The 16,376-nt window shown below is 72.0% G+C and carries 17 protein-coding genes; 5 read left to right on the top strand and 12 right to left on the bottom strand.

What is annotated here, in order from left to right; genetic code table 11:
- Positions 1 to 3: 3 nt before the first annotated feature.
- The gene (locus tag PKF00_RS20020; protein WP_271219093.1) at positions 4 to 1,563 is read right to left on the bottom strand and encodes an ABC transporter substrate-binding protein; all 1,560 of its coding nucleotides are present in this window, start codon (positions 1,561 to 1,563) and stop codon (positions 4 to 6) included.
- 253 nt (positions 1,564 to 1,816) lie between these two features.
- Between PKF00_RS20020 and PKF00_RS20015 the strand changes: the two genes are divergently transcribed.
- Positions 1,817 to 3,052: a M24 family metallopeptidase gene (locus tag PKF00_RS20015; protein WP_271219092.1), complete on the top strand. Its 1,236-nt coding sequence runs from the start codon at positions 1,817 to 1,819 to the stop codon at positions 3,050 to 3,052.
- Between the two features lie 18 nt (positions 3,053 to 3,070).
- The gene (locus PKF00_RS20010; RefSeq protein ID WP_271219091.1) at positions 3,071 to 3,769 is read left to right on the top strand and encodes a GntR family transcriptional regulator; all 699 of its coding nucleotides are present in this window, start codon (positions 3,071 to 3,073) and stop codon (positions 3,767 to 3,769) included.
- A gap of 158 nt (positions 3,770 to 3,927) precedes the next feature.
- On the opposite strand, the gene PKF00_RS20005 is transcribed toward PKF00_RS20010, so the two are convergent.
- The 10 genes from PKF00_RS20005 to PKF00_RS19960 all read right to left on the bottom strand — a co-directional run bounded on the left by PKF00_RS20005 (position 3,928) and on the right by PKF00_RS19960 (position 12,211).
- A complete protein-coding gene (locus PKF00_RS20005; RefSeq protein ID WP_271219090.1) occupies positions 3,928 to 4,626 on the bottom strand; it encodes a dienelactone hydrolase family protein in 699 nt (232 codons plus the stop codon).
- Positions 4,627 to 4,693: 67 nt separating this feature from the next.
- A complete protein-coding gene (locus tag PKF00_RS20000) occupies positions 4,694 to 6,349 on the bottom strand; it encodes a thiamine pyrophosphate-binding protein (RefSeq protein WP_271219089.1) in 1,656 nt (551 codons plus the stop codon).
- Positions 6,342 to 7,124, bottom strand: a complete 783-nt coding sequence (locus PKF00_RS19995; RefSeq protein WP_271219088.1) for an SDR family oxidoreductase — start codon at positions 7,122 to 7,124, stop codon at positions 6,342 to 6,344. The genes PKF00_RS20000 and PKF00_RS19995 overlap by 8 nt, the downstream gene beginning before the upstream one ends.
- A 1-nt stretch (position 7,125) precedes the next feature.
- Complete coding sequence (locus PKF00_RS19990; protein ID WP_271219087.1) at positions 7,126 to 7,905, bottom strand: alpha/beta fold hydrolase; 780 nt, start codon at positions 7,903 to 7,905, stop codon at positions 7,126 to 7,128.
- Complete coding sequence (locus PKF00_RS19985; protein ID WP_271219086.1) at positions 7,890 to 8,606, bottom strand: aspartate dehydrogenase domain-containing protein; 717 nt, start codon at positions 8,604 to 8,606, stop codon at positions 7,890 to 7,892. The genes PKF00_RS19990 and PKF00_RS19985 overlap by 16 nt, the downstream gene beginning before the upstream one ends.
- Positions 8,603 to 9,514, bottom strand: coding sequence for a VOC family protein (locus tag PKF00_RS19980; protein WP_271219085.1), 912 nt, complete (start codon positions 9,512 to 9,514; stop codon positions 8,603 to 8,605). Before PKF00_RS19980 ends, PKF00_RS19985 begins: the two co-directional genes overlap by 4 nt.
- Complete coding sequence (locus PKF00_RS19975) at positions 9,511 to 10,545, bottom strand: Rieske 2Fe-2S domain-containing protein (protein WP_271219084.1); 1,035 nt, start codon at positions 10,543 to 10,545, stop codon at positions 9,511 to 9,513. Before PKF00_RS19975 ends, PKF00_RS19980 begins: the two co-directional genes overlap by 4 nt.
- A complete protein-coding gene (locus PKF00_RS19970; RefSeq protein ID WP_271219083.1) occupies positions 10,542 to 10,763 on the bottom strand; it encodes a recombinase-like helix-turn-helix domain-containing protein in 222 nt (73 codons plus the stop codon). Before PKF00_RS19970 ends, PKF00_RS19975 begins: the two co-directional genes overlap by 4 nt.
- Before the next feature lie 24 nt (positions 10,764 to 10,787).
- Positions 10,788 to 11,705 carry a PDR/VanB family oxidoreductase gene (locus PKF00_RS19965; protein ID WP_271219082.1) on the bottom strand — a complete coding sequence of 306 codons (918 nt, stop codon included), beginning with the start codon at positions 11,703 to 11,705 and terminating at the stop codon, positions 10,788 to 10,790.
- A 5-nt stretch (positions 11,706 to 11,710) separates the two neighbouring features.
- Complete coding sequence (locus tag PKF00_RS19960; protein ID WP_271219081.1) at positions 11,711 to 12,211, bottom strand: cupin domain-containing protein; 501 nt, start codon at positions 12,209 to 12,211, stop codon at positions 11,711 to 11,713.
- A gap of 109 nt (positions 12,212 to 12,320) precedes the next feature.
- Between PKF00_RS19960 and PKF00_RS19955 the strand changes: the two genes are divergently transcribed.
- Positions 12,321 to 12,857 carry a MarR family winged helix-turn-helix transcriptional regulator gene (locus PKF00_RS19955; protein ID WP_271219080.1) on the top strand — a complete coding sequence of 179 codons (537 nt, stop codon included), beginning with the start codon at positions 12,321 to 12,323 and terminating at the stop codon, positions 12,855 to 12,857.
- Between the two features lie 8 nt (positions 12,858 to 12,865).
- Here PKF00_RS19955 and PKF00_RS19950 read toward each other — a convergent pair whose 3' ends face one another.
- On the bottom strand, positions 12,866 to 14,317 hold the full coding sequence (locus tag PKF00_RS19950; protein ID WP_271219079.1) for an aldehyde dehydrogenase: 1,452 nt from the start codon (positions 14,315 to 14,317) through the stop codon (positions 12,866 to 12,868).
- A 278-nt stretch (positions 14,318 to 14,595) separates the two neighbouring features.
- On the opposite strand from PKF00_RS19950, the gene PKF00_RS19945 reads away from it, so the two are divergent.
- Both PKF00_RS19945 and nadE read left to right on the top strand, forming a co-directional pair.
- Positions 14,596 to 15,417 (top strand): hypothetical protein, encoded by an 822-nt coding sequence (locus PKF00_RS19945; RefSeq protein WP_271219078.1) that lies wholly within the window; start codon positions 14,596 to 14,598, stop codon positions 15,415 to 15,417.
- A 63-nt stretch (positions 15,418 to 15,480) separates the two neighbouring features.
- Positions 15,481 to 16,320, top strand: coding sequence for an NAD(+) synthase (gene nadE / locus PKF00_RS19940; protein ID WP_271219077.1), 840 nt, complete (start codon positions 15,481 to 15,483; stop codon positions 16,318 to 16,320).
- Positions 16,321 to 16,376: the final 56 nt, after the last annotated feature.

Raw genomic sequence — 16,376 nt, 5'->3', positions numbered from 1 at the left:
GGGTCAGCTCACCTTGTAGGCCTGCGGCACGTAGCCGACGTGGGCGGGATACAGCTCGATGCCGGTCACGCCCTTGGGAGCGATGATCACGGTCTCGTGGTCGGCGATGTTCATCGTGGCCGCGTCGGCCTCGATGAGCTCCTGCGCCTTCTTGTAGGCCGCGCACCGGGCGGTCTCGTCTCCGCTGGAGACGGCCTTGTCCAGCAGCGCGTCCACCTCGGCGTTCTTGTACTGGCCGTAGTTGGTGCTCGAACCGAGGAACTTGGAGCTGTAGGTGCGGTACAGCAGCGAGCCCGCGTCGGGGGTGGGCGGGTTGTCCCAGAGCAGGGCCAGTTGCGGGGTCGTGTCGACGCTCTTGAGCGACTCGAGGTAGTTGGGGTAGGCGGTCGGCTTCAGCTCCAGGGTGATGCCGATCTGCTTGAGAGCCGACTGCAGGGCGGTGGCGGCCTCGGCGTGCTCGCTGAAGATCTGCTGGTATGCCATGGTCAGTTTGAGGTCCTTCTGCCCGGACTCGGCGACCAGTTCCCTGGCGCGGGCCAGGTCCTGTCTGGCGTCCGGGATGTCGGCGCGGCAGCCCATGGTGTCGGGCAGCGGGCCCGCCGCGACGCTGCCGAAGCCGCGCAGGATCGTCTTGGCGTGGCCCTGGTAGTCGTAGGCGAGCCGGACGGCCTCGCGGATCCGCCTGTCGGCGGTGGCCCCCTTCTGGGTGTTGAAGAAGACGTACAGGCCCTGGGGTTTCTTGAGCCTGACCGCCTCGAAGCGGGGGTTGTTCTCGAAGGCGGGCACGTCGATGGGGTCGATGCCGTCGGAGACGTCGATGTTGCCGTTCTCCAGCTCGTCCCGCTGGGTGGAGCTCTCCGGGAGCAGCCGGTAGACGACCGTCTTGGCGATGCGCGGGTCCGCCCCCGCGTAGGCGTCGTTGCGGACGTACTTGATGTGCTGGTTGGGGGTGTAGGAGGCGAGGGTGTACGGCCCGCTGCCCGCGACGTGGGTGGCGAGCCAGGCCTGGCCGTCGTCGGACCCGGCGCCGGCCTGGACGAGTTTCGAGTTGAGGACGTACACCTTGCTGAGCGCGCCGAGGAAGAGCGAGGAGGGCGTGCTGAGCCTGATCGTGAAGTGGGTGTCGTCGGAGATCTCGGTCTTCTCGTAGGCGGAGACGGACTCCGCGACGCCGACGCCGAGTTTTTTGATCCGGTCCAGGGTGTAGGCGACGTCCTTGGCGGTGACCGGGGTGCCGTCGTGGAAGGTGACGCCCGGACGCAGGGTGAACTCGACGGAGCGGGCGTCGGGGGCGACGGTCCACTTCTCCGCGAGCCTGCCGACGATCTCGTTGGCCGGGCTGAAGTCGAGCAGCGCGTCGTAGACGGGCACGACGGCCTGGTCCACGGTCGAGTTGCTGGCGAGGATCGGGTCGAGGTTGGGCAGGGTGCCGTCGACCCCGAAGGTGAGGGTGTCGCGGGCGGCGGGGGTGGCGCCCGTTCGGGAGGCGGTTCCTCCGGCGGTGCAGGCGGTGAGGGTGGCGAAGGCGAGCAGGGCGGCGCCCAACCCAGCGCCTCGGGTCACGGTGAGAGAGCGACCGAGGTACACGTTGTCCTCCGGGGGGCGGGGGGAACATTGGTATACAGTCTGCCGACCTTCGAGCCTCAGCGCTAGGGGTTGACGTCAACCTGTGATTCCGAACCCGCTTTTTCGCTCGTCAACTAGCAGGTAAAACGTAGGTGTTTGGTTTCCTGTCAGCTTCGGGGTCTCGCGTCAGCGCGGTCGAGTCGATAATATTTGGCATACCAACCCCCCTTGTTCTGGAAGGCAGGCCTCCGTGACCGGACTCATGGCCGACACCGACTTCCCCACCCTCACGACCGCCGAACGGGATCGCCGACTACGGCTGTTGCGCGAGCTGATGGACGAGCTCGGCCTGGACGCGCTCCTCGTCTCCGGGATGGGCCGCGACCAGCTCGACCGCTACATCACCAACGAGGGGACCCGGGGGCTGTGCCTGCTGCCGCGCGCCGGCGAGCCGGTCACCATGGTCGCCAGCGGCAACGTCACCCTCGGCAGGCACGACATCCCGGGACGGGCCTACGAACGCTGGGTGCCGGACCAGCGGCTGACCTCCCGCTCGTACGGCCCGGCGGACGTGATCACCGAGCTGGGCCTGGCCCGCGCGCGGATCGGTGTGGTCGGCCTGACCAGCAGGGCGCCCGCCAGCGCGGCGGGCACCATTTCGCACAACACCTGGAAGCGGATCCTGGACGCGCTGCCGGAGGCGGAGTTCGTCGACGTCGCGGGCCGCTACGAGACGGTCATGCTGGTGCACAGCGCCGAGGAACTGGCCATGATTCGCAAGTCCGCGCAGATCGGCGAGCACGCCTGCGCCGCCATGATCGAGGCGGCAGGGGCCGGGGTGCGCGAGTGCGAGGTCGTCGCGGCGGGCATGAACGAGGTGACCCGGCGCGGCGGCATGTGGCTGACCGGGCCGCAGCGCAGCGGCCCGGAACGGCTCGGCTGGGCCGGAGCCGACTGGATCTGGATGGGCGGCGGCTCCCGGGTGCTGGAGAAGGGCGACGCCTTCGGCGCGGAGCTGTTCACCTTCTACGGCGGGTTCGAGTCCCAGCAGCAGATCGACATCTCGATCGGCGAGCCCGACGCCGACCACAGGTTCCTGCACGAGGTGACCGAGGCCTCCTACCGTGCCGGTCTGGACACGCTCAGGCCCGGGATCACCTTCGCGGAGTTGTGTGCGGCGATGGAGGCGCCGCTGCGCGAGGCCGGATGCTGGAACATGGGGCCGCTGGTGCAGACGGTCTCCCCGGTGATCTTCAACAGCGCGACCCACGTGGGCCTCGACTCCCAGCCGGGCCTGGCCGGGCTTCCGCTGCCCCACGAAACTCCGAGAGACGGGGATTTCTTGATCGTTCCTGGGGTAGCATTCGCGTTCGAGCCCAACGCGTGCCGGGACCGCAAACGAGTGTGCCTCGGGGGAACAGTGCTCGTCACAGAGGACGGCCACGAGGAGCTCAACTCTCTCTGCAATCGCCTCAACGTGGTCTGACCGGGCGGGACAGCACAGATGGACAAGAAAAGCGTGGCGGCCCCCGACTTCGCGGCGCCGCTCGGGACGACGAACCGTTCCCTTCCCGAGCAGATCTGCGACCACATCCGTGAGCTGATCATCGACGGGACGCTGGAAGCGGGCACCTGGCTCCGCGAGAGGGACCTCGCCCAGCGGCTCAACGTCTCACGCATTCCGGTCCGCGAGGCGCTGCCCGTGCTGGAGGCCGAGGGGTTCGTCAGGATGGTCCCGCGTCGCGGCGCGATGGTCACCACGCTGACGCTGCGCGAGGCCGAGAACCTGTACGACATCAGGGAGTCGCTCGAGGTCCTGGCGGCGCGGCTGGCCGCCCGCCAGGCCAGGCACTCCCCGCCCGTCGCCCTGCTCGAGTGCCTCGAGCGGGGCAGGGCCGCCGCCGAGGCCGGTGACCGGCACGGTGTCGAGGCGGCCAACGCCGCCTTCCACGGGGAGATCCTCAAGCTCTCCGACAACCCGCTCCTTCAGTCGATCATGAAGCCGATCAAGGGCAGGGTCCGCTGGCTGTTCCACCTGCTGCCCAGCCGCGACCCGCACTCTCAGCTGCTCAAGCACCAGGAGCTCTGCGACGCCATCGCCAGCGGCAACCCGGACCTGGCGGCGGCCGTGGCGTACGCGCAGATCGTCCGCACCAGGGAGAGCAGCCTGGCCGTCCTGCGGACCCTCCTGCCGGAGAGCTGACCCGGGTCTGCCGGAGAGGCGACTCGGGTCCGTCGGAGAGCCGAGTCGGGCCTGCTGGAGAGCCGACCCGGGGCGCGACGACTCCGCGCGGGCCGCCGGGCCGTTCCGTCCTGGACCGGCCCGGCGCGTGTCGTCCCGGCGGGCGCCATCTCAGCGCGTCATCCCAGCGGTCCGCGCCTCCCCAGGAAATCCCGGACCAGGGGCCAGAGCCCGCCGTCGTGCTCCGCCATGCCCGCCCGGTAGAACCCGTGCCCGGCGCCGTCGACCACCTCGACGGCGGCCGGAGGGCCGGGACGCCCGGCCGCGGCGCGCAGCCGGTCGGCGTCGACGCGCTCGTCCGCCCCGCCGACCACTCCCAGCCACGGCGAACGCCGCCGGGCCACCAGGGCCTCGACCGCGGGCACGCCCGGCCACGGCCCCGCGGAGGGACTGACCGCGACCGCGGCCTCGACCACGTGGTCGGCGGCCGCCCAGGTGGCGAGGTGGCCGCCCATGCTGAAGCCGACGACGAGCACGGGACCCGCCCGCCTGGCCTCGAGGTAGCCGAGCGCCGCGCCGACGTCGGCGGCGAGGTCCGCCGCCGTCAGCTCCGTCATGTGCGCCCTGGCCCTGGCCAGCTCGTCGGCGGCGAACGCCGGGCCGCCGCGCTCGTGGTACAGGTAGGACGAGACCGCGAGCCTTCCCTCGCGGGCCAGCGCGCGGCAGACCTCCTCCGCGTGGTCGGTGACCCCGAAGACGTCGTGCAGGACGAGCGCCCCTCCGACGGGTCTTCCGGCCGGTTCGCAGACGAACAACGGCGCGGCGGCGTCGAGCACCCGCCTGCCGCGGTTCGCCGGTCCGTGCGCGTGCGCGCTCATGCCGTCCCGCCTTTCCGGGAGACCGTCGAGGCGGGCGCTCCCCTCACCGGCCTGACCGTTCGCGCGCTCACGGGATCTCCACCGGGGGGATGAACGGCGCGGGGGCGGGCCCGATCGCCGTGACGTCGACCTCCAGGAGGTACGGCTCCCGCCGCACGACGGCCGCGGCGAACACCGCCTCGAAGTCGGCGGGGTCGGTCACCAGGGCGTGGGGCAGCCCCATCGAGGCGGCCAGCGTCCCGAAGTCCGGCGTGTGCAGGTCGACCCCGGAGCGCCGTTCCAGGTGGGCGTCCTGCATGTTGCGCAGCACGCCGTAGCCGCCGTCGTTGAACACCACGAGCACCAGCCACGGCCGTTCCTGCGCGAGCGTGGCCAGCTCGCCCAGGTGCACGGCCAGGCCGCCGTCGCCCGCCATGACCAGCGTCGGAACGTCGGGCCTGGCCAGTGCCGCGCCGATGCCCATCGCCAGGCCCTGCCCGATGCCGCCGCCGAGCGGGAAGACGTTCGTGGCGGGGTCGTAGATCGGCAGCAGCCGGTTGCCCCACTGGCTCGACGGGATCGTCACGTCCCTGGCGATCGGCGAGCGCCGGTCCAGGCAGGCCCGCATAGCGTCGCAGATGACACGGTACTTCCCGATGTCGGAGCCGAGCCGCTCGCGCACGGCCTCCCGGGTCCGCACGGCCCGCGCCCGCCACCCCTCCTCCACGTCCGCGACGACCGGCAGGGCGGCCAGGAGCTCGGCCAGCGTCTCCGCCGCGTCGCCGTGCAGGCCGACCGTCGCCGGATACACCCGGCCGAGCGCCTCGGGGTCGAGGTCGATCTGGACGTGCCGTTCCGGCAGGACGAGTTTGTAGTGCCTGGTCTCGTTGGACCGGAAGTGCGTGCCGACGCTGAGCAGCAGGTCGGCCTCGGCGATCAGGGCGGCCGCCGCGGGGTTGGCCGCGAAGTTGCCGACGACCAGCTCGTGGTCCTCGGGAACGGCGCCGCGCCCGGCGTTCGAGGTGAGGATCGGCGCGTCCAGCCGTTCCGCGAGCGCGCGCAGCTCCGTTCCGGCCTCCTTCGCACCGCCTCCCGCCCAGATGAGCGGGCGGCGCGCCGACCCGAGGAGCCGTACGGCCTCCGCGAGCGGCCCCGCCCCGGGAACCGGGCGGGTCCCGGAGCCGGCGGGCGCGCCGGGGGACAGGTCGGGGGACAGATCGTGGGACAGGCCGGTGGCCTGCGCCGCGTACTGCAGGTCGATCGGCCACTCCACGCTCGCCGGCCCGTACGGCGCGGCCAGCGCCCGCCGCGCCGCCTGCCTGAGCACCTCGGCCGCGCTCCCGGCCGAGGGGATGCCCGCGGCGTGCTTGGAGACCGCGGTCAGCATGCCGAGCTGGTCCCTGGTCTCGTGGATCACCCCCCGGCCGAGGCCCAGGTAGCCGCTGTCGATCTGCCCTGTGACGTGCAGCACCCGGCTGCCCGCGCTGAGCGCCTCGACGAGCGACCCCGCCGCGTTCCCCGCCCCGGTGCCGGTGCTGGTCAGCGCGCAGCCGAGGCCGCCGCTCGCCCGCGCGTAGCCGTCGGCCGCGTTGACCGCGGCGGCCTCGTGCCGCACCGGGACGAAACGCAGGTCCCGGTCGACGGCCTCGACCAGTGGCAGGTTGTGCACGCTGACGACGCCGAAGACCACCTCGACGCCGTTCTCCCGAAGGACCCGCACGAGCAGGTCACCGCCGTTAGACATATCGAGCGACTCCTCCGCCGACGTCGATGGACGCGCCGGTGATGTAGGACGCGCGCGGCGACAGCAGCGCGACGATCGGATAGGCGACCTCCTCGGCCCTGCCGAGGCGGCCGAGGGCGACACCCCGGTCCGCCGCCAGCGCCCCGGTCCACTCCTCGTAGGAGTCGGGGACGCCCGCGGCCTCGTGGCGACGCCGCCACTGGCCGGTGTCGACCAGGCCCAGGCAGACCGAGTTCACCCGGATCGGGGCGAGGTCCGCGGACAGGGTCCTGGTGAGGTTCAGCAGCGCCGCGCGGGCGGCCGAGGTGGCGGCCAGCCGGGACTCCGGCTGGCGGGCCAGGATGGCGTTGACGTTGACGACCGAGGGGGCGGCGGCACGGCGCAGGTACGGCTCCGCGGCGCGGACCGTGTTCAGCACCCCGAAGATCTTGAGGTCGAACTCCTCGTGCCACTGCTCACGGGTGGTCTCCGCGGCGGGGGCCAGCAGCGACCTGCCCGCGTTGTTCACCACGCCGTCCAGACCGCCCAGCTCCTCGGCGGCCGAGGCGACGAACGCCGCGACGCCGTCGGCGTCCAGGACGTCGCACCCCCCGGCGACCACCCGCGCGCCCTGGGCGCGGGGCAGCGGCCTCAGGGCCGCGGCCAGCCGGTCGCCGTCGCGGGCGCAGGCGACGACGTGCGCCCCCTCGCCGAGAAGCAGCGCCGCCGTCGCCAGACCGACACCGGAGCTGGCTCCGGTGACGACGTAGGAGCGTCCTGCCAGGTCGAGATCCATTTCAGGCCTCCGCTACGGGGGACGGGACCGACGCGAGGAAGTCCAGGACCAGCCGGTTGAACTCCTCCGGGCGTTCCTGGTTCGCCAGGTGTCCCGCGCCGGGGACGACGGCGAGCCGCGCGCCGGGCACGGCCGCCGCGATGGCCTGGCTCTCCGCGACCCCGGTGACGCGGTCCTGGTCGCCGACGACGACCAGGACGGGGACGGAGAGGGAGCCGAGCACGTCGTTGTGGTCGGTTCCGGCCATCGCGGAGGCCGCGTACGTGTAACCGGGCAGGCGGATCGACCGCTCCATCGCGGTCACCACCCGGTCCACGAGTTCCTGCGGGGCCTGCGGGGACAGCAGCCGGGGGCCTCTGGCCGCGGCGAACGCCGAGCCGCCGAGCCTTTCCAGCTCGGCCGCCCGCCCGCGCATCGCCGCCGCCTGCTCCGGAGTACGGCCCGAGCCGCGGGTGGAGTCGGCGAGCACGAGCGAGCGCACCAGCCCCGGGTGTTCCAGGGCGAGGCGGGTGGCGACGACCCCGCCCCAGGAGACGCCCACCACGTGGGCGGGTCCCGGCAGGAGCGACGCGGCGAGGGCCGCGTACCCGGACATGCCGGGTGGCGTCGAAGGATCGCCGGAGCGGCCGTAGCCGGGGGCGTCCCAGGCCAGCACGCGGTGCCGCGTGGACAGCGCGGGGATCTGGGCGGCGAAGGAGCCGGAGCTCCCGCCGATGCCGTGCAGCAGCAGTACGGGGCCGCCCGGGGCCTCGTTCAGGGTGTCGATCAGGTGGAGGCGCATCGGGCCAGTTCCTCGATGGCGGACAGCACCGCGTACGGCACGACCTGGCTGCTGGCGGGGTTGTCCGCCGAGGGGCGGTTGCGGATCTCGAACCGGTAGTCGCCGGAGGGCCCGGACGCGATGATCACGTGGGAGGTCAGCGTGGCGGCGGGGTCGGCGACGACCACGGCCTCGACGGCGTCGAAGGAGCCGACCGCGAGCGCCACGGCGGCGGCCACGTTGGTCGAGCGGGGGAAGGCGGCGGCGATCTCGCGCGCCGGTCCCCGCATGATCTCCAGGGGCCCGTCCGTCTCGGCGACGCCGAGCGTGGCGGGCTTCTTGGTGGTGACGATGAGCACCTTCTCCAGGGGGCCCGTCCGGGCGGCGGCCCGCAGCAGGTCGAGGCCGCCGATCGCGCCCGAGGTCAGGTGCACCCTGCCGGGGCCGCGCCGCAGCCGCGCCAGCAGCGCGTCGTCGGTGAACGCGCCGATCGAGACGACCAGCAGGTCCCGGCCCGCGTCGACGACGGCCGGGCCGATCTCGGCCAGCGCCCGCTGTCCCGCGCACTCGACGACCAGGTCGGCGGCCTCGATCGCGTCGGCGAGGGAGTCACCGAGGTCCACGGTCGCCACGAGCCGCGCCCCCGGCACCCGCCCTCTCTCCAGTTCTCCGATCACGACGGCGCCGATGGCTCCCCGGCCGACGACGGCGACGCGGATCACCGTTCCCACCACCGGCCGGGGTCGGGGACGCCAGCCATGTGCGAGCGCACGTCCTTCGAGGGCGGGCCCGCCGTCCCCCACAGGTCGGACAGCTCGGGCACGCGCCGCCACACCCGGCACAGCCAGGCGTCCTCCTGGACCTGCTCGACCTCTGAGGTGTACTCGCAGACCAGTCCCGCGGGGTCGGCGAAGTAGGAGAAGGTGTTGTTGCCCGGGCCGTGGCGGCCGGGGCCCCACAGCGGGGTGACGCCCTGGTGCCTCAGGTGCCCGACGCCCCGCATGAAGTGGTCGATCGACGGCATCTCGTAGGCCACGTGGTTGACCGAGGTCCACTCCGCCTGGTTGAAGGCGATCACGTGGTGGTCGGCGTTGCAGCGCAGGAACGCCATCTGGTGCTCCGACCAGTCGGAGACCCGCATGCCGAGCACGTTCCGGTAGAAGGCGACGGCGGCGTCGATGTCGACGGTGTTGAGCACGACGTGGGCGAGTTTGCGGGGCGCGGCCCGCCTGCCCTGCGGCTCCATCGGCACGACGGCCTCGACCTCGGTCGACAGCTCGACCAGGCGGCCCTCGGGGTCGGCGAAGCGCAGGCCGTAGCCGCCGCCCGCCTGGTCGAGACGTCCCGGCTCGGCGACGAGGGGGACGCCCAGCTCGGCGAGCGCGCGGGCGGCGTCGTCGACCTCGGCGGGCGAGCCGACGGAGAAGGCGATCTTCCCGAGGGCGTTCCGCTCGGCCCGCCGCACCTCCAGGATGTGGTGCTCGGCGCCGGCGCCGCGCAGCCAGGAGACCCCGTTGTCGCCCTCGACCTCGGACAGGCCCCAGACCTCCCGGTAGAACTCGGCGGCCTCCGAGACGTTCGGGGTCCGCAGCGCCACGCTGCGGAGGCTTCTCAGGCGGGCGACGCTCATCGTGCCTCCCTGGCCCTGAGCTGCCGCCTGGCCTCGCCGCCGAGCATGCGGCGCAGCCGTACGATGGCGAGGTCGTGCTGGTAGAGGTTCTCCCGTGACCAGGCGTCGAGCGGCATGGCCTCCTCCATGACCCGGTCCTGCTCCAGCACCTCCCAGTGGCGCGGTTCGAGACGGGCCTTGTAGAGGAAGCGCCACGAGTCGCGCTGCCATCCGGTCACCTTGCGGGTGCGCCAGAAGAACGCGGCGTGCTGGGTCTCGTTGATCGGTGTGGCGGTGCACACGATGGTGAAGGGGCCGCCGGGGCCCGCCGTCGCCGGGTAGGGGATGGACAGGCGCACCCAGTGCATGTCGGTGTCGATCCACTCCGACCAGTCGAAGTTCACCCCTGCCTGGTCGGTCTTCTCGAAGACGAAGCCGGTCGGGGTGTCGCGGATCTGGAACAGGGCCTCGCGTTTGCCGGTGGACATGGTGTGCGACTTGCGGTGCAGGAACGCCCCGTGCATCGGGTCCATGAGGTTGTCGAGGGAGTAGACCCAGGGGGCGTCCCACTCGACGTAGGCCAGGAAGCCGTCCCATTCGGGGTCGACGAGCTGCTCGGGCGGCTGGAACGGGGCGGGTTCCGCGTCCTCCTGGTCGCCGAACCAGGCGAAGACGGCGCCGGCGTGCTCGAGGGCGGGGAAGGTGCGCAGGGCCCGCTTCCCCTCGAGCGCGCAGCCGGGGACCCCGGGCACGGACACCACGACGCCCTCGTCGTCGATCTGCAGGCCGTGGTAGTTGCAGGCGATCCGGTCGCCCATGTGCACGCCCTGCGAGAGCCGCGCGCCACGGTGCGGGCAGCGGTCCTCCTGGACGTGCACGGTTCCGGCGGCGTCGCGCCAGATCAGCAGTTCCTCGCCGACGCGGTCGAGGCGGACCAGCTCGCCGCGCCTGACCTGGCCGGCGGGGCACAGGGCGTACCACCGGTCGCGCAGGCCCAGCCTGAGCAGGCCGTCGACGGTGTCCAGCGACGGGTTGCCCGAGGGGTGCCTCATTCCTTCGCCCCCAGCCGCGCCAGCTCCGAGGTGAGGGAGGACTCGGTCCAGTCGACGCCGCCGGGAGGGCGGATGCCGGTCTCGTTGAGGGCGTCGACCAGCGGGGCGAGCTCGTGGACGCCACGGCCGTAGATCGCTTCGAGTTCGTCGGCGAGCGCGTGCTCGTAGCTGGTCAGCTCGTGTGCGCGGGACTGCACCGGCTGAAGGCGCAGGGACATGTCTCTCCTAGCGGTTGGGGGGTGCTACAGGTCAAGGACCAGTCGGGGAGTGCGGGAACGCGAGACGCAGAGCATCATCGACTGGTTCGCGGCCTTCTCCTCCTCGGTGAGGAGGAAGTCGCGGTGGTCGGGCTCGCCCGCCAGGACCCCGGTCTCGCAGGTGCCGCAGATGCCCTCCTCGCAGGACGAGGGGACGTCGAGGCCGCCCGCGCGCAGCGTCTCCAGGATGGAGACGCCGGGCTCGACGGCGAACTCGCGGCCCGAGCAGACCACGGTGAACGGGGAGTCGGCTCCGGTCCTGGGCCGTTCGGCGGCGCGGAAGCGCTCGACGCGCAGCCGCGCCGGGTCGTCCAGCGCCCGCTCGACGGCCTGGATCAGCGGTTCGGGGCCGCAGCAGTAGACCAGGGCGTCCTTCGGCGCGCCCGCCAGCACCGCCGCCAGGTCGGGCGGGCGTCCGGCCTCGTCGTCGGCGTGCAGGGTGACGTTCGGACGGCCCGACAGTTCCTCGGCGAAGGCCATCCGCGCCCTGCTCTGGCCGCAGTAGAACAGTCGCCACGCCTTCGCGCCGAGCGCGCCGACCATGGCCCTGATCGGGGTGATCCCGATCCCGCCCGCGACCAGCAGGTAGGCCGGGGCTTCCACCAGCGCGAAGTGGTTGCGCGGCCCGTCGACCTCCAGGAGGTCTCCTGCCCGCAGCCGCTCGTGCACGTGCGCGGAGCCGCCCCGGGAGTTCCGCTCCCGCTGTACGGCCACCGCGTAGCGGGAGCGGTCGGCGGGATCCCCGCAGAGGGAGTACTCCCTGACCAGGCCGTCGGTGAGCCTGAAGGACAGGTGCGCCCCCGGCTCCCAGGCCGGCAGCGCGGCTCCGGCGGGGTCGACGAGGTCGAGGCGCACGACGCCCTCCGCGAGCCAGGTCATCTGGTGAAGCCGCAGCGTGGGCATGTCGGTCAGTCGCGGGTGACGCCGTGCATCGCGGAGGTGGCCGGATAGGTCGGAACCTGCGGCCTGGCGGCGCCGATGATCACGCAGAAGAGCGCGTCCTCCTCGCCGATGTTGCGCAGGCTGCGGGGCACTCCCGCGGGCACCCGGATCAGGTCGCGGTAGCCGAGGATCCGGGAGGCGGTCTTGGAGCCGTCCCGCACGTCGTGGACGGTGACCTCGAGGGCGCCCTCCAGGACGAAGAACGCCTCCTCGGCGTCGTGGTGGGTGTGCTCGGGGCCGACGGCTCCGGCGGGCAGGCGCATGTTCGAGAACGTGAAGTGCTCCGCCTGGAGGATGCGGCTGTCGTTCTCGTGGTCGCCGGTCGCCCCCGAGCCGATGTAACGGATCTGGGCCCGCCGGAACTCGTCGCCCGCCTTGGCCTGGAACCCCAGGGCGTCCCAGTCCTCGTACCGTCCCTCGCGTGTGGCGATGCACGAGTCGATCAGGGCTTCCAGAGCTTCGCTCATGGCTTCATCATCCCTTCCACCTGGCTTATTTACTTTAGCACCAAGATGTTTGGCTATAAGATTTCTAGCAGTCAGGCACAGGGCTCGCAAGCCCCCTTAGGCTTTTCCCATGACCCGCAGACCCGCCGAGCACCCCGACGCCGTCGACCTGTTCCTGGAGCAGTGGCGAAAGGAGCTGCCCGGCGTCGACGCCACGCCCATGGCGGTCTTCGGGCGGCTGCACCGCTCGTTCATGCGCTACCAGACGCTGATCAACGAGGTGTTCGAGCAGCACGGCATCAACATGGCGGCCTTCGACGTCCTCACCGCGCTGCGCCGCTCGGGACCGCCGTACCGCAGGACGTCGGGTGAGCTGGCGGCCGTCTCCCTGGTCTCCTCGGGAGGCGTCACGCTCAGGGTCGACCGTCTCGAGGCCGCGGGGCTCGTCGTCCGCGAGCGCGACGCGGACGACCGCAGGGTCGTCTACGCCAGGCTCACCGAGCAGGGTCTCGACCTCGTCGAACGGGTCGCGCAGGCCCACTTCGCCAACGAGAAGGGCATGCTCGAGGGGCTGAGCGAGGTCGAGCAGGAGCGGCTGGGCAGGCTGTTGAGCAAGCTGGAACGCTCACTCGAGAACGCCGAGCGAACCCGCCCCACCGTCGTCTGACCCTCAGGTCAGGAGGCGGCCCAGGGCAGCGGGTCCTCGCTGAGACCCCAGTAGAGGCTCCGCTGCCTGGTGTAGGCGAGGATGCCCTCGCGTCCCTTCTCCCTGCCGATCCCGCTCTCCTTCATCCCGCCGAAGGGCGTGGAGATGCTGAACTGCTTGTAGGTGTTGATCCAGACCGTGCCCGCCTCGATCCGCCCGGCGATCCGCCAGGCCCTGCGGTAGTCGGCGGTCCAGATGCCGCACGCCAGGCCGTACACCGTGTCGTTGGCCTGGGCCACCAGGTCCTCCTCGTCGGTGAACGGCAACGCCACCAGCACCGGGCCGAAGATCTCCTCCTGGCAGGTCGCCGACCTGTTCGGCAGGCCGTCCAGGATGGTCGGCAGGTAGTACGCCCCCGGTCCCTCGGGCGCGCGGCCCCCGCACAGCACGCGGGCTCCCTCCTTCCTCGCCGTCTCGACCATGGCCGCGACCCGGTCCCGGTGGGCGTGCGTCACCAGCGGCGCGACCTGTGTCGAGGGATCGCCGCCGGGGCCGACCCGCAGCCTCTCGGTCTGCCTGACCAGCCGGTCGAGCACCTCGTCGTAGACGTCGGCCTGGATGAAGACCCGCGACCCCGCGATGCAGCTCTGCCCGGAGGAGGAGAAGACGCCGAACAGGACGCCCGCGACCGCCTGGTCGAGGTCGGCGTCGGAGAAGACGATCGTGGGCGACTTCCCGCCCAGCTCCAGGGAGACCGGCATGATCTTCTCCGCGGCGACGGCCCCGATGGTCCGTCCCGTGGCCGTGCCGCCGGTGAAGGAGACCTTGCCGACTCCCGGATGCCTGACGATCGCCTCGCCGATCTCCCGTCCGGGGCCGGGGAGCACCGACAGCAGGCCGGGCGGCAGTCCGGAGTCGGTGATCAGCCTGCCGAGCGCGAGCGAGACCAGAGGGGTCCACGCCGCAGGTTTGAGCACCACCGCGTTGCCGGCCGCGAGCGCGGGCGCGAGCTTCTGGGCGTCGCTGGCGATGGGGGAGTTCCACGGGGTGATCGCCCCCACGACCCCGATGGGCTCGTGCACGCTCATCGTGAGGTACGGCCCCCTGGACGGGGTCAGCGCCCCCTCCAGTGTCTCCAGCGCCGCCGCGAAGTAGCGGAAGGTGCTCGAGGCGCTCGCCACCAGAGCCCGGGTCTCGTTGATGGACTTGCCGGTGTCGGCCGTCTGGAGCCTGGCCAGGTCCTCCGCCCGCTCGCTGATCAGGTCGGCGATCCGCGTCAGGTGACGGGCCCGCTCGTGCGGCAGCAGGGCCCGCCATGACGGGTCGGCGGCCGCCCGCCGCGCGGAGCGCACGGCGTCCTCCACGTCGTCCGCGCTCGCCCCGTGGAGCACGGCGATGACGTCGCCGGTGGCCGGGTCTCGGGTCTCGATCGGTGCTCCGCCGCCGCGACGCCAGACGCCGCCGACCAGAATCTCATCCACTGCCTGAACCTCCCATGGATCTGACCTCGCCAATAAACTTTAGCGCTAAATATTTTAGCTGTCAGCTATCTGGTTGGGGGGAACGGCGTCGTGAGGGAGGCGTCACAGGACGACGCGGCCGCCGTGCACCACCGGAGACCGGGGCGGAGACCCGTCCATGCGGTCCCGCCGCGACCGTACGGCCCGTGAGGCGCCGGACGCCGAAACGCATGATCGGTTCTGTCGTGACGACTCGTTAGGGTGAGGCCCTTCGGCCCCGTTCCCCCAGGAAGTGTCGCGTGCTCCGTCGTCACCGTTTCGGTGTTCCCGCCCTGCTCGTCATGAGCGCGTACGTCGTCGCGGTGGCGGTCGCCGCCGGAGTCGCGTCGAGCGTCGGCGACCTCGGCGTGCTGTGGCGGTTGACGCTGTTCAGCGAGATGGACGAAGACGTCGCGCCGACATGGCCGAACGCGCTCGCCCTGGTTCTGGCCGGCACGGCGTGGGCCTGGGCGCTGTGGCAGAGCCTGCGCGGGCCGCTGGCGGGGCCGCCGCCCGAGCTGGACCGGGACGTGCGACGACTGCGGGTGGCGCTGTACGCCGCGGTGGCGTCCTGGCTGTTCTACTTCTTCATGTCGTCCTGGCCCTGGTGGGTGACGGTGCTCGACGCCGCCGCGATGGGGGCGGTCGTGGTGCTGTTCCATCCGGTGCTGGCACGCGACCCGAAGCACGCCGACCGCACGCGGGCCCTGGGCGTGCTGGCGTACGGAGGCGTCGCCGCCCTCGAAGTGCTGGACGTCCTCGGCAGGCCCGTGCCCCGGGGGTTGTCCCTGGTCTGCGGCCTGGCGGGCCTGTTCTGGACGGTGCTGGTCCTGCGGGCGCAGCGGCAGGACGGCCGCTGGCGGCGGACCACCGTCCTGTACGGCGTCGCCTCCCTACTGCTGCCGGTCGCTCTCTGGCTGGTGGGCTGGGCGCTCATCGGCGCGGACAACGCCTACTACGCCGTCGTGGAGACCGTCGACGCCCTGGCGATGGTCTGGCTGGCCCGCTCCGCCCACGATCTCGCCGACCCACGTCCTCAGCCGGCCCTGCCCTCGTCCCTCTCCGCGCGGCCGCAGGGCTGAGGTGCCCGGTCGGCAGAGGCGGGGCCACAGCTGCGGTTCCGTTCCGGCCAGTACAGTACGGGGATGGCGAACCTACGGAAGCAGATTCTCGCCGAGCTCGGCGTCAAGGCGACCATTGTCCCCAAAATCGAGATCCGGCAACGGGTCGACTTCCTCAAGGACTACCTGCGGTCGACCCCGGCCAGGGGCTACGTGCTCGGGATCAGCGGCGGCCAGGACAGCACGCTGGCCGGCAGGTTGTGCCAGCTCGCCGGCGAGGAGCTGCGTGCCGAGGGGCATGAGGCCACCTTCGTCGCGGTGCGGCTGCCCTACGGCGTGCAGGCCGACGAGCACGACGCGCAGATCGCGCTGGAGTTCATCCGGCCCGACCGGTCGATCACGGTGAACGTCAAGCCGAGCGCGGACGCCGTCGCCGCCGAGGCGGCGTTCGGCCTGCGGGAGCTGCTGGGCGATGAGCCCAAGCTGCGGGACTTCGTGCGCGGGAACATCAAGGCCCGCGAACGCATGGTGATCCAGTACTCGATCGCCGGACAGCTGGGCCTGCTCGTCGTGGGCACCGACCACGCGGCCGAGGCGGTGACCGGCTTCTTCACCAAGTACGGCGACGGCGGCGTCGACGTCACCCCGCTGACCGGACTGACCAAGCGCCAGGGCGCCGCCCTGCTGCAGGAGCTGGGCGCGCCGCCGAGCGCCTGGGAGAAGGTGCCGACCGCCGACCTCGAGGACGACCGGCCCGCGCTGCCCGACGAGGTGGCACTCGGCCTGAAGTACACCCAGATCGACGACTATCTGGAAGGCGTCGACGTCGCGCCGGACGTGGCGGCGAAGGTGGAGTCGGTGTACCTCGCGACCCGGCACAAGCGGACCGTCCCGGTCACCCCACTCGACGACTGGTGGCGTTGATCCCGCAGTGGTCGCCGGAATCCGTCCGGTCACTTCGGATGCCGACAACTCCACAG

Origin of the sequence: Streptosporangium carneum, assembly GCF_027922005.1 — a bacterium.
GTDB lineage: Bacteria > Actinomycetota > Actinomycetes > Streptosporangiales > Streptosporangiaceae > Streptosporangium > Streptosporangium carneum.
This window is presented reverse-complemented; position numbering and strand designations above follow the sequence as displayed.